Origin of the sequence: Prosthecobacter sp., from assembly GCF_044222565.1 — a bacterium.
Classification (GTDB): Bacteria; Verrucomicrobiota; Verrucomicrobiia; order Verrucomicrobiales; family Verrucomicrobiaceae; genus Prosthecobacter.
Map to the genome: position 1 here is coordinate 44,604 of NZ_JBGANA010000018.1, position 12,600 is coordinate 57,203.

Here is a 12,600-nt window from a genome sequence, read left to right on the forward strand (position 1 = left end):
CATTGCCAATGGTTGCCTGAAGGCAGCACTTTGGCCAGCTCTGAGTGGGGGGGGGATTACAGCCACAGCCAGACCTGAAAGAGCCTGGATTATGTGGGGAATTTCAGTGTCGGCGGACCTTGTCCCGGCGTCCTGCCTGAGGTGATCGAAAAGCTCGGCTTGCAGGATGTTGTTTAGGGGCGGATTGGGACGCGAAAAAAGAGTGTGTTTCAGAGTAAAAAACTCTTGGCTCACCCTCTCATCTTGCTAGTCTGAAAACATCTTCATCGAGCACGTTTCCGGAGTGGTTTTATAGGACGGACTCAGGCGATGGAACACCCCGTAACGCAAAGCCATGTCTGACGACAACCAAGACCTCCACAGCACGACCCACGTAGCCGCCAATCAGGCCTACGGAGCAGAACAAATCCAGCACCTCGAAGGCCTCAAAGCCGTCCGCCTCCGGCCCGGCATGTACATCGGCGATCCCGATGAGCGCGGCCTCCACCACTGCGTGTTTGAAGTGGTGGACAATTCCATCGACGAGCATCTCGCGGGCAACTGCAAAAACGTCAGCGTCACCATCCACAGCGACGGCTCCCTTAGTGTCGAGGACGACGGCCGCGGCATTCCCGTGGAAATGCACGCCAAGGGCATCCCCACCGTCGAGCTCGTGCTCACCAATCTTCACGCCGGCGGCAAGTTCGGCGATGGCGCGTATGAATTCTCCGGCGGTCTCCACGGCGTGGGTGCCAAGTGCGTGAACGCCTTGTCCGACTGGTTCAAGTGCGAGGTCTTCCGCGACGGCAAGATCTACGCCATCGGCTTTGAGCGCGGCATCACCACCGAGCCTCTCACCGTCCTGGGAGAGCAGGATGAGCCGAAGCGCACCGGCACGAAGATCACCTTCTTCCCGGACGCCACCATCTTCACCATCACCACCACGTTCAACTTTGACCGCCTGCTGGTGCGTCTGCGTGAACTGGCCTTCCTCAATCCCGGCATCAACATCACCGTCACCGACGAGCGCATCTCGCCGCCACGGCAGGAGACGCTGCTCTACACCGAAGGCGTGAAGCAGTTTGTGCGCGAGATGGGTGCGGACAAGGACAAGGTGCATCCGGAGCCTATCGCGCTGGCAGGCCGCCGCGAGATCACGATCGATGACAAGCCGAAGTTCATCCTCGTGGACTGCGTGCTTCAGTACAACAAGGGCCTCAGCGAGCAGACGCTGTGCTTTGCCAATGCCATCCCAAATCCGGACGGCGGCACGCATTACAGCGGTCTCAAGAGCGCGCTGACCAAGGCGGTGAAGCAATACATCAATTCCAATCCGAAGGCCTTCAAAGACAAACTGCCTGACATCGAAGGCGACGACTGTCGCGAAGGTCTGATCTGCGTGCTCAGCGTCAAGCTGCCCAATCCGCGCTTCAACTCGCAGACGAAGGTGAAGCTCGTGAACGGCGAAGTCGAAGGCGTGGTCAGCTCCGTGGTCTATGAAGGCCTGCTGCGCCACTTTGACGAGAATCCGGAAACCGCTGTCGAGGTGATCAAGAACATCATCATCGCCGCGAAGTCTCGCGAGGCTGCGCGCAAGGCGCGAGAAGCCATCCGCAAGGACGCCATGAGCAGCGGTGGCCTTCCCGGCAAGCTGGCAGACTGCTCCGAGCGCGATCCCGCGAAGACCGAGCTCTTCATTGTCGAGGGTGACTCCGCCGGTGGCTCCGCCAAGATGGGCCGCAATCGACACAATCAGGCCATCCTGCCTCTGCGTGGAAAGCTCATCAATACCGAGAAGGCCCGTCTGGAAAAGGTCCTGCAGAACAAGGAAATCCAGACCATGATCACCGCCATCGGCACCGGCATCGGTGGCGACAGCGAGGTGGAAGGTTCCTTCAACATCGACAAGCTTCGCTACCACAAGATCGTCATCATGACCGATGCCGACGTGGACGGCTCCCACATCCGCACTCTGCTGCTGACCTTCTTCTTCCGTCAGATGCCGGAACTCGTGAAGCGCGGCCACATCTTCGTGGCCCAGCCGCCGCTCTACCAGGTCACCCGCAAGAAGCGCGAGGAATACGTGCAGAGCGATGCCGAGATGGACGCCATCCTGCTTGAGCTTGGCTCCGGAGAAATCAGCCTGCGCAACATCTCCGATGGCAGCAAGGTGGCCGACGAACGCCTGAAATCCATTTTGGAACTCCTCGTCCCCGTGGCCAAGTTTGCCGACATCATCCGCCGGCATGGCGGTGACTTCGAGCATTACCTTCAGGCCCGCGACGAGGCCACCGGCAGCCTGCCGCATTACCTGGTGATGATCCGTGAAGGCAATGAGGTGGACATGAAATACTTCCTCGGCAACGAGCAGCTCGCCGCCTTCGCCAAGGACAATCAGGACCTGCATCTGTTTGCCAAGCCCGCGACACCGCCCGTCCTCAATGAAGACGGCACTCCGAACATGACCGCGAACGGCAGCAGCAACGGGCACGCGCCCAAGTCCAGCCGCCGCGCCCGCCTCATCGAGATCCACGAAGCTCACGGCATGCGCCGCCGCTTCCAGCAGCTCGATGAACTGGGCCTGCACGTGGATCACTTCAGCAGCCAGGACAAGCCGCTGTTTGAAGTCATCGAAGGCGAGGGCGACCACGCCAAGGTTCATCCCGTGTTCAGCCTCCCCGGCATCCTCGACAAGGTCATGGAAATCGGCAAGCGCGGCATGGAGATCAAGCGCTTCAAAGGTCTGGGCGAAATGAACGCCAAGCAGCTTTTCGAGACCACCATGGACCCGAACAAGCGCACCCTTCTCCAGATCAAACTGGACGAAACCAACGCCCACGAAGCCGAACGCATCTTCACCATCCTCATGGGAGATGTGGTCGAGCCACGAAAACACTTCATCGAAGAAAACGCCCTCAATGTGAGAAACCTGGACGTGTGATCCATCCGCACCGCTTTCTCCACTGATTCAACACCTCAAGTTTTCATTCGATGCAAGATCCTAACATTCACCCTATCTCGGTTGCCGACGAAGTTAAGAATTCGTTCCTGGACTATTCCATGTCCGTCATCATCGCCCGTGCGCTGCCGGACGTGCGCGATGGCCTGAAGCCCTCCCAGCGCCGCATTTTGTATGCGATGCATGAGCTGTCCCTCTATCCGCCGAAGAAGCACATGAAGTGTGCGAAAATCGCGGGGGACACCTCGGGTAACTACCATCCGCACGGCGAAGCTGTCATCTATCCCACGCTGGTTCACATGGGCCAGCCTTGGGCCATGCGCGAGCCGCTCATCGATCCCCAGGGGAACTTCGGTTCCGTGGAAGGAGACCCACCGGCCGCCATGCGTTATACGGAAGCCCGCATGACGCACTTGGGCGGCACGCTCATGTCCGACATGGACAAGGAGACGGTCGATTTCGTGCCAAACTATGACGAACGTCTCACGGAGCCGACGGTGTTTCCGGCGGCGTTTCCCAACCTGATCGTCAATGGCGGCACCGGCATCGCCGTCGGCATGGCCACCAACATGCCGCCGCACAATCTGGGCGAAGTCGTGGACGCGGTCTGCGCTCAGATCGACAATCCCGCGATCTCCTGCACGGAGCTCATGCAGTTCATCCAGGGCCCCGACTTCCCCACGGGCTGCGCCATCCAGGGCACCAGCGGCATCCGCGAGTACATGGAGACCGGCCACGGTGCCGTCCGCATTCGCGGCCAGGCGGAAGTGGTGGAAAATGGCAACCGCGAGCAGATCATCATCACCGAGATTCCGTTCAACGTGAACCGTGCGGAGCTGGTGAAGCGCATCGCCGAACTCGCCAATGAAAAAGTCATCACCGAGATCAGCGGCGTGCGTGATGAGTCGGACGAAAACACCCGCGTGGTGATCGATTTAAAACGCGACGCCCGCGCTCAGGTGGTGCTGAACAATCTCTACAAGCACACCGCGCTGGAGACCAGCTTCTCCATCCACATGCTCGCCATCGACGGTGGCAAGCCTCGCGTCCTCAGCATGAAGGACGCCATCGCCTGCTACATCGAGCACCGCCGCGAGGTCATCATCCGCCGCACCCGCTACCTGCTGAAGCAGGCCGAGGTCAAAGCCGAGAAGCTCGAAGCCCAGCTCCTTGCGCTCGGCCATCTGGATGACTTCATCAAGATCATCCGCGACAGCCGCAACCGCGACGAAGCCCGTGAGCGCCTGAAGGCCTACAATTTCTCCGTCAGCACCGCGGAACAGCTCGGCATTCTCATTCGCGGCCAGGCCAGCATTCAGGGAGATCGCTACGTCTTCACCGACAAGCAGGTCGAGGACATCCTGGAACTGCGCCTCTACCAGCTCGTCGGCCTTGAGCGCGACAAGATCAAAGGCGACTACGATGAGATCCTGTCGAGCATTCGCGACTTGATGGACATTCTGGCCCGTGAAATCCGCGTGCTGCAGATCATCAAAGACGAGCTGCAGGCCATCCGCCTGAAGCACGCCACGCCACGCTATACCCGCATCGAAGCCGCCGAGGGAGAAATCCAAAGCATCGACCTCATCCCGAACGACCCGACGGTGGTGACCATGACGCACATGGGCAGCATCAAGCGCACCGCCACCGCCGAGTACCGCGTGCAAGGCCGCGGCGGCAAAGGGCTCAAAGGCATGGAAACCCGCGAGTCCCAGGGCGAGGACGAGGCCACAGATTTCGTGGAGCACCTCTTCAGCGCGCATCTGCACGACTTCCTGCTCTTCTTCACCAACACCGGCCGCATGTATGTGGAGCGCGTGTACCAGATCCCGGAAGCCTCGCGCACCGGCAAAGGACGCAGCATCAAAAACATGCTTAACCTGCGCTCCGAGGAGAAGATCGCCAGCGTTCTCATTCTCAAAGCCCAGGGGGCCGAAGACGAAGCCATGTGGGCGGCGGACAAGTTCGTTCTCTTCGCCACCAAGGACGGCACCGTGAAGAAAACCGCCCTCGAAGAATTCAAAAACTACCGCAAGGACGGCATCATCGCCATCAAGCTGGATGAAGGCAACGACCTCGTCGATGTCGTGCTCACCGATGGCAACAAGGAGGTCTGCCTCGTCACCCACGAAGGCATGTGCGCCCGCTTCCATGAGACCGGGGACGATCCCGCCTCGCCAAACCTGCGCCCCATCGGCCGTGCTACTGCCGGCGTGCGTGGCATCACGCTGGATGACGGCGACTTCCTCGTCAGCTGCATCACGAATGAGCCCAACACCATGGTCCTCGTCGTGTCTGAAAACGGCCTCGGCAAGCGCACCGCCTTTGACGAGTATCGCCTCCTCAGCAATCGCGGCGGCAAAGGTGTGACCACCATGAACGTCACCGAGAAGACCGGAAAGGTCGTCGCCGCCAAAGCCGTCCACGACAAGGACGAGCTCATGCTCATGACCACCAAAGGCCAGAGCGTGCGCATCCGCGTCTGCGACATCCGCGAAACCGGCCGCAATGCCCAGGGCGTCAAACTCATGGGCCTCAACGAAGGCGAAACCATCCAGGACGTCGCCACCGTCGTCGCGGATGAAGCCGCCGCAGAGGCAGTGGCAGACGCAGTCACGGCAGAGGCCGCTGCTCCGGATGCTCCAGCTCCAGAGCCCGCCGCGGAGTCCCCCGCTGAAGACACGCCTGCCGCAGAGTAATCGCATACCTCAGCGCGAGGTCGGGCGGCCTGTCCCAGGCCGCCGCCGGGAGGTCTGTGGGGTGTTGAGAGCACACCGCACCAACGAAGCCCACCTCCAAGGAGCGGCACTTGCCAAGTGCCGGGGCGAGGTCTGGGTGGTGTAGAAAGCTGTGAACTAATAACGAAGCCCATCACCCTGCGCTGCGCTCTCGGAGAGAGCGCCCCACCCCGCGCTGGGTACTCGGGCGCCCACCTCCAAGGAGCGGCACTTGCCAAGTGCCGGGGAGAGGTCTGGGTGGTGTAGAAAGCTGTGAACTAATAACGAAGCCCATCCCCCTGCGCTGCGCTCTCGGAGAGAGCGCCCCACCTCCTGTCATTCTCTCTCGCACGCCTCAGCGCGAGGTCGGGCGGCCTGTCCCAGGCCGCCGCCATCCGCGAACGCACTCCTCGGTATCGGGTTCACCACATGGAACCCATGCTCGTAGCAGCACTCTCTTCAAAGCCGGGCCTTGGCAATTTCGTCCCGCTTCTCGTTCACCACACCTCCTTTTCCCGCAACAACCACGCAGGCACTTCGTTCTCCACCTCACATGTTCCGCCTGCCTCTTCTCCTTCTGCTTCTCATCGGCTGCACCCTCCACGCAGCCTCCGCCAAGCCCAACTTCGTCATCTTTCTCGCGGATGATCTCGGCTACTCGGATCTCGGCTGCTACGGCAGCGAAATAGCCACGCCAAATCTCGACAAGCTCGCAGCCGGAGGTCTGCGCTTCACGCAGGTTTACAACACCGCGCGCTGCTGGCCCACGCGCAGCGTGCTCATGACCGGGCACTACGCACAGCAGATCGGCATGGACCCTCAGTATGGCAAATTTCCCGCCTGGGTGCGCACGCTGCCGCAGCGGCTGAGTGCCCTCGGCTATCGCAGCTACCACTCCGGCAAGTGGCACGTGAACAATGCACCGCGCGTGGTCGCTGACGGCGGCTTCACGCACTCCTACTACGTTCAGCAGCAGGACAACCACTTCCATCCCAAGAAGCACATGCTCGATGACGCGCCGCTGCCCGAGCCGGAAGGCCAGTGGTATTCCAGCATCGCCATCGCCGATCACGCGATCGATTTCCTCAAGGAGCACGCTCAGCAGCACGCCAGCTCTCCGTTCTTCAGCTACATCGCTTTCACCGCGCCGCACTTTCCCATCCAGGCACTTCCGGCGGACATCGCCAAATACAAGGACACCTATGCCAAAGGCTGGCCGCAAACACGCGCGGCACGTTTCGAAAAGCAGAAACAGCTCGGCCTCGTCCACACCTCGCTGTCAGATCCCGAACCTCAGATCACCGCACCAAGCGGCAAGGAAAGCGATCTGGAAATCCTCGGCCCCGGCGAGACACGCCACGCCGTGCCGTGGGAGAGTCTGACCGCGGAGCAGCAGCAGTTTCAGGCCACCAAGCAGGCCATCCACGCAGCCATGATCGACCGCCTGGATCAGGAAGTGGGACGCGTGCTCGCACAGTTGAAAGCCATGAATGCCTTCGAGGACACGCTCATCCTGTTTCTCTCGGACAACGGTGCCAGCGCAGAGATCATGGTGCGCGGCCTTGGGCATGACAAAGCCGCCCCCATGGGCGCGGCGGCCTCCTATCTCTGCCTCGGGCCAGGCGGCTCCACCGTTTCAAACACGCCCTTCCGCCGCCATAAAATCTGGGTGCATGAAGGCGGCATCAGCACGCCCTTCATCGCCCACTGGCCGCAGGGCATCAGCGCCAGGGGCGAACTCCGCCACACCCCGGGCCATGTCATCGATGTCGTGCCCACTCTGCTCGCTTTGGCCGGCGACACCCAGCCCGCCATGCCAGAAAACGCTCCTCCCTTCCCAGGCCGCAGCCTCGTCCCCGCCTTTGCCAAAGACGGAACCGTCATCCGCGATTTCCTCTTCTGGCACCATTCCGGCAATCGCGCCTTGCGTGAAGGCGACTGGAAAATCGTCAGCGCCGCCGACAATGGCGATGCTTGGGAGCTCTACAATCTGTCCACCGATCGCGCCGAGTCTCACAACCTCGCCGCCAAAGAACCTGCGCGCCAAAAAGCCATGGCCGAGCGCTGGGAAAAGCTGGAGCAGGAATACGTCGCGCAGGCAGGTCCGAAACCCGCTGGGAAAGGCAAAGGGAAGGGGAAGAAAGCCGAGGAGTGAGTCAAGCTCCCGCGCTTATTCCTTGAGTGGAACGTTTTGCTCCACCTTCCCACTGCGTGGGTCGGCATCCAGATAATGCACTGGGATCACCTCGGATCGGACGTCTGCACATTCGGCATCGACAAGGCAGCGGCGGATGGAGGCTTCGAGCGTCGCCCTGATCTCCTCCCGCGACGCACCCGTCTGAGCGACGAAGCGGCATTCCAAGGCGTCAGGAGCCGTTTGTCGAAACTGATATGCGGACACTTCTGGCTGATGCTCCATCACAGAGAGGAAATTCGTGCCCACAAAGATGCGTTTTTCCGGCACCCGGAATGTGTAGGTCAAAGCACTGCGCCCGCTCAGTTCGAGGATGGTTTTAAACGGCCAGCCCCCGGGAGCCGGCCCGAAGGAAACGCGATCATCAATGCGATAGCGGAGAAGCGGCAGCGCTGTGTTAAAGAACGGAGTGACGAGTGCATGATCTGAAAGGATGCCGGGCCCGCATTCCTGCTCTTTGGCATCTACACCTTCAAATACTGCCAGATCTTCAAAGACAACCATGTGCTCCATCCCCGGCCACTGGCGGGCGATGCCCAGCGCCTCCCCACAACCGTAGCCATTGAGAGGCTCTATGCCGAAGGCATCGCGGCAGAGCTGTCGAATGCCAGGAGTCAGGGTGTCCCCTCCCGTGGAGATCGCCCCCTTGGATTGAGGAAGTTCCAGCCGCAGTGCGCCGTCGAGTTTTGCTTGAGCAAGGCGGCCTATTATGGAGGCGTAGCCGATGAGAATGTCCGGCTGCATCTCCTGCACCTGCTGAAGAATATCGTTCCAAGGAGCTGTGACACTGATCGGCCGGTAGTCACAAAAAAGCGAACCGATCCATGGCCGGGTGTGCAGCAGAGAGGCTGACACGGACGGCACTGCGGAGCAAATGAAGGACGCCGCCACCGGGCGTTTGCCAAACAGTGAAATCCCGGGGGCCGAAGCCCCGTGGGGTGAGGGCCCGTTGCGGACGGCGTGTGCGGCATGATTCCAGTCTACTGAGGTGATGTCATTCGGGATGGCGATGGCTGCCCCGGAGGTGCCAGATGTCATGCTCACCATCCAGCGGCCATGCAGCAGTTTGTGCCAGTTTCGCGGATCTTTGAGGTGCTGCTCCAGCTCCTTCCAATGAAGACGCGCATCCGGCACAATCTCATCCCAGTGCTTCACCAGCATCGCTTTGGTGAGCACCGGAATTTCAGAAAGAGAGCAGAGGTCAAGGTTGAGCCCCGAGAGACAGCGTTGATAATAGGGGCTGCTGGCAAAGGCACGCCGTGCTGCAGCACGCCAGCGCTTTTCCTGCAGCGCCAGCATTTCAGGGCGGCTCAGGCGCTGCGCATGACGAATTGAACTTGAGGCGCGGTAAAGATTCCACAATCGAAGCATGGAATGCTCTGCACCAGCAGTCCTCACCTGCAAGAATGAATCCATAAAGATATCCCCAACAACTGCTGCCGTGCGTTCGCACGAAACCATGGAACAACCATGGTTAAAGAAATCGATTTTAAAATCCACCGGGAGATCATCGAATCATTCCGCCGGTCTTCCTACGGCTCCTCCATCACTCATGTCCTGGATCAGTTTGACGAGCAGGCTCATCACTTCGCTCTCTTCGACAAACGAGACAATATCTTGGGAGTGACACGCGTCCTGCGCAGCGATGAAGTGGAGAAGTTTGAAATGATGCATGAATCTCAGTTGAGGGATCTCGTGCTGCCACCTGCCAGGCTGAGTTTGGAGCTCTCACGCGCGTGCACCGTCAAAGGCAGCGGCGGCATTCATCTGCTGAAGCTGTGCATGGGCATCAACGAATACGCGGTTAAAAACGAAGCTGAATACCTGATCACCAAAACAGGCAAACACCTGCTGCCTCTCTATCAGCACTTTGGCTTCAGCACCTTCGCACCGCCGTTCGTGTCTGACTTCTTCGAGGACAAACGGCCCATCTATCCCATCATGTACCGTTGGACCACGGTGAAAAGGGAGACTCCCGATGAAGAAGAAGTGTTGGTCTGGTAACTCCGGCCAATGTGTGAAGACCGGTCCCAGCCCTACTTCATCCCACCGATCTTGCACCCCTGTGCCGGTTCCTGCGGAGCCGGCACCGGCTTTCCCGCAAGAATGGCATCGAGCGCATCGCGCAGATCCTTCGTGGTCGCAGCACGCTGGCGCTTGGTCGGGCCGAGGTAGAGGTCGTTGATGCGTCCTTTGTACAACGTCTTGCCATCCGGCCCGGTCACCACCGCCTCCGGCGTGATTTTCGCCTGCACCTGCTTGGCCAGCGCCTGTTCCTTGTCCAGCAGCACCGTGGCTTTCACCTCGGAGAGAATGGTATGCTCCATCGCCACCTCCTTGGTGATCTCAGGATCCGAATGCACCAGATACACCACCACACGGTCACCGTAGTCAGCGCTGATCTGGTTGATTTCCTTCATGAACGACTTCGTCGTCGAGCAGAAAGGAGAGACGAAGAACAGCACCACGGCTTTCTTTGCGCCCACAGCCGCAGGATCGTAGTTCTTGCCATCGATGGCAGGAAGTTCCATCGCAGTAGCTAGACCCGCGAGCAGGAGGAAGGCGCAAAGAAGGTGCTTCATGATCTTACTGCAGTTGAGCCACCGCCGCATCCAGAGACGCCGCGTCCTTGATGCTGATGACCTTCACGCTCTTGTCGATCTTGCCCACCATTCCCGCCAGCGCGGCATCCGGACCCAGCTCGATGAAGAGGGTGTTGCCCTGCGCGATGAGATACCGGACGGACTCTTCCCAGCGCACGCTCCCGGTCACCTGCGCGGTCAGGGTGGCGCGAATCTCTTCAGGGGTGGAAACTGGACGCGCCTCAAAGTTGCACACCACCGGCACCTTCGGGCTCTGGATGGCTGCTGCGCCCAGCGCCACGGCCAGCTTGTCCTGCGCGGACTTCATCAAACGGCTGTGGTAGGCACCGGCCACGGGCAGGGTAATGGCACGCTTGATGCCCTTGTCCTTCGCCTTCGCCGCCGCATCAGCGATGCCTTCGGCGCTGCCGCTGAGCACGATCTGGCCTGGCGAGTTCAGGTTCGCCACATCCACATCGCACTCCTTCGCCAGTTCGCGGATGGCGGATTCTTCACCACCCAGCATGGCCACCATGGCCCCCTTCGTGTTCTCGCAGGCTTCCTCCATGAAGCTGCCGCGCTGGAAGACGAGGTCCAGCCCGGTGGCAAAATCAAACGTGCCTGCCGCGGCGTGTGCGGTGAATTCACCGAGCGAGAGGCCGGCGGTGGCGGTGACGTTCAGCGCAGGCGCCTTGCTCTTCAGCACTTCCAGGATGGCCAGGCCGTGGGCGTAGAGCGCAGGCTGGCAGCGGGAGGTCTTCGTCAGCTCCTCGATGGGTCCCTCAAACATGATGTTCGTCAGGGAATAGCCCAGGGTGGCATCGGCCTGGTCAAACAGGGCGCGCACAGCGGGGTAGGCTTCGGCAAGATCTTTGCCCATGCCGACTTTTTGGGCGCCTTGACCGGAGAAAAGGAGGACTGCGTTCATTCTTGGAGTGTGTCTATAATAAGGGTGGGAAGGGAGCACTGAGCACGGTCAGAGGGACCGGTCAAGGGTTGGTCAAGACCTCAAAAGCGCCAGCAGGGCAGGGGCCTGCGCCAGCACCGCCGCTTCCAGCAGCTCCGGCCCGCGCTGCATGGCCTCGGCCAGCGGCATTTCCGGGGGCTTGATGGCACACAGCAGATCAAACCGCGTGCGCAGCTGCTCCTCGGCCAGAATCGCTCCCGCAAATCCGGCGACCGGTTTGCCCAGTTCGCGCGCCATGTCAGCCACGCCCATCGGCCCCTTGCCATGCAGCGTTTGCGCATCCAGCCGGCCTTCTCCCGTGATCACCAAATCGGCCGCGGCAATGCGCTCACGCAGGTGCACAAGATCGGCGATCAAATCAAAGCCGCTCGTCAGCTTCGCTCCGCAGAAAGTCATGAGGCCAAAGCCCAGTCCTCCCGCGGCACCCGCTCCCGGCACATCGCGATGATCCACATCGAGGTCCCGTTTGGCAATGTCAGCCAGGTGTGCCAGCCGGCTCTCAAAAAACTCGAAGTCCGTCACACCCTTCTGCGGCCCATAGACGCGGGTGCAGCCATCCTTGCCCAGCAGCGGATTGTTCACATCACAAGCCACCAGGATTTCCGGGAAGCCCCCCTCTGGCCGCTCGATTTTCGCCAGCCTGTCCATCGTGGCGATGGTGGCTTCCAATTCCGTTCCTCCCGCATCCAAAAACCGATACCCCAGAGTCGCCGCCATGCCAACGCCTCCATCATTCGTGGCGCTCCCCCCGATCCCGATCACGATCCGCCGCACGCCGCGCGCCATCGCGTCTCTCAGCATCAAACCCGTGCCGCGCGTGCTGGCGTTGGCTGGGTCCAGCGGCAGGTCACTCACCATGGCCAGACCTGAGGCCGCGCTCATTTCCATGATGGCTTCCAGCTTGTCCCCGGCGTGCACCAGCCCATATCGGGCGGTCACCGGACGGTTCCGGGCATCAAAAGCCGCAGCTTCGCACCAGCTTCCATTCAGCGCGGCCACCACCGCCTCCGCGGTGCCTTCCCCCCCATCCGCGATCGGGCAGGCATCGCTCTCGGCCTGCGGCACCGCCTTACTGAGAGCTGTCGCGATGGCCTGGGCAGCTACCGTGGCCGGAATGGACCCTTTGAATTTGTCGATGGCGATGAGGATGCGCATGGTTGGAATGGTGTGGCAAGGGGTCAAGGCCGTGTGCGGCGTCAAGC

8 protein-coding genes are annotated in these 12,600 nt (G+C 60.8%); 4 read left to right on the plus strand and 4 right to left on the minus strand.

Annotated elements, in window-relative coordinates; genetic code table 11:
- The first annotated feature begins 334 nt into the window (after positions 1–334).
- The 3 genes from ACILSR_RS23115 (at position 335) to ACILSR_RS23125 (ending at position 7,810) form a co-directional block, all read left to right on the plus strand.
- Positions 335–2,920, plus strand: a complete 2,586-nt coding sequence (locus ACILSR_RS23115; protein WP_395752172.1) for a DNA gyrase subunit B — start codon at positions 335–337, stop codon at positions 2,918–2,920.
- Positions 2,921–2,970: 50 nt separating this feature from the next.
- Positions 2,971–5,637: a DNA gyrase subunit A gene (gyrA, locus tag ACILSR_RS23120; RefSeq protein WP_395752173.1), complete on the plus strand. Its 2,667-nt coding sequence runs from the start codon at positions 2,971–2,973 to the stop codon at positions 5,635–5,637.
- 571 nt (positions 5,638–6,208) lie between these two features.
- Positions 6,209–7,810: an arylsulfatase gene (locus ACILSR_RS23125; protein ID WP_395752174.1), complete on the plus strand. Its 1,602-nt coding sequence runs from the start codon at positions 6,209–6,211 to the stop codon at positions 7,808–7,810.
- A gap of 15 nt (positions 7,811–7,825) precedes the next feature.
- Here ACILSR_RS23125 and ACILSR_RS23130 read toward each other — a convergent pair whose 3' ends face one another.
- Positions 7,826–9,220 carry a hypothetical protein gene (locus ACILSR_RS23130; RefSeq protein WP_395752175.1) on the minus strand — a complete coding sequence of 465 codons (1,395 nt, stop codon included), beginning with the start codon at positions 9,218–9,220 and terminating at the stop codon, positions 7,826–7,828.
- 99 nt (positions 9,221–9,319) lie between these two features.
- Between ACILSR_RS23130 and ACILSR_RS23135 the strand changes: the two genes are divergently transcribed.
- Entirely contained in the window at positions 9,320–9,853 is a 534-nt protein-coding gene (locus ACILSR_RS23135) for a GNAT family N-acyltransferase (protein ID WP_395752176.1), read from the plus strand.
- A 32-nt stretch (positions 9,854–9,885) separates the two neighbouring features.
- Here ACILSR_RS23135 and ACILSR_RS23140 read toward each other — a convergent pair whose 3' ends face one another.
- The 3 genes from ACILSR_RS23140 to ACILSR_RS23150 all read right to left on the minus strand — a co-directional run bounded on the left by ACILSR_RS23140 (position 9,886) and on the right by ACILSR_RS23150 (position 12,553).
- The gene (locus ACILSR_RS23140) at positions 9,886–10,431 is read right to left on the minus strand and encodes a redoxin domain-containing protein (protein WP_395752177.1); all 546 of its coding nucleotides are present in this window, start codon (positions 10,429–10,431) and stop codon (positions 9,886–9,888) included.
- A gap of 4 nt (positions 10,432–10,435) precedes the next feature.
- Positions 10,436–11,359 carry an ACP S-malonyltransferase gene (fabD, locus tag ACILSR_RS23145; RefSeq protein WP_395752178.1) on the minus strand — a complete coding sequence of 308 codons (924 nt, stop codon included), beginning with the start codon at positions 11,357–11,359 and terminating at the stop codon, positions 10,436–10,438.
- A gap of 72 nt (positions 11,360–11,431) precedes the next feature.
- Positions 11,432–12,553: a glycerate kinase gene (locus ACILSR_RS23150; protein ID WP_395752179.1), complete on the minus strand. Its 1,122-nt coding sequence runs from the start codon at positions 12,551–12,553 to the stop codon at positions 11,432–11,434.
- Between the last annotated feature and the right edge of the window lie 47 nt (positions 12,554–12,600).

Excerpts from the sequence above, each read along its gene's own strand:
- ACILSR_RS23115 (WP_395752172.1), top strand. The coding sequence starts at position 335 with ATGTCTGACGACAACCAAGACCTCCACAGCACGACCCACGTAGCCGCC.
- gyrA (WP_395752173.1), top strand. The coding sequence starts at position 2,971 with ATGCAAGATCCTAACATTCACCCTATCTCGGTTGCCGACGAAGTTAAG.
- ACILSR_RS23125 (WP_395752174.1), top strand. The coding sequence starts at position 6,209 with ATGTTCCGCCTGCCTCTTCTCCTTCTGCTTCTCATCGGCTGCACCCTC.
- ACILSR_RS23130 (WP_395752175.1), bottom strand. The coding sequence starts at position 9,220 with ATGCTTCGATTGTGGAATCTTTACCGCGCCTCAAGTTCAATTCGTCAT.
- ACILSR_RS23135 (WP_395752176.1), top strand. The coding sequence starts at position 9,320 with ATGGTTAAAGAAATCGATTTTAAAATCCACCGGGAGATCATCGAATCA.
- ACILSR_RS23140 (WP_395752177.1), bottom strand. The coding sequence starts at position 10,431 with ATGAAGCACCTTCTTTGCGCCTTCCTCCTGCTCGCGGGTCTAGCTACT.
- fabD (WP_395752178.1), bottom strand. The coding sequence starts at position 11,359 with ATGAACGCAGTCCTCCTTTTCTCCGGTCAAGGCGCCCAAAAAGTCGGC.
- ACILSR_RS23150 (WP_395752179.1), bottom strand. The coding sequence starts at position 12,553 with ATGCGCATCCTCATCGCCATCGACAAATTCAAAGGGTCCATTCCGGCC.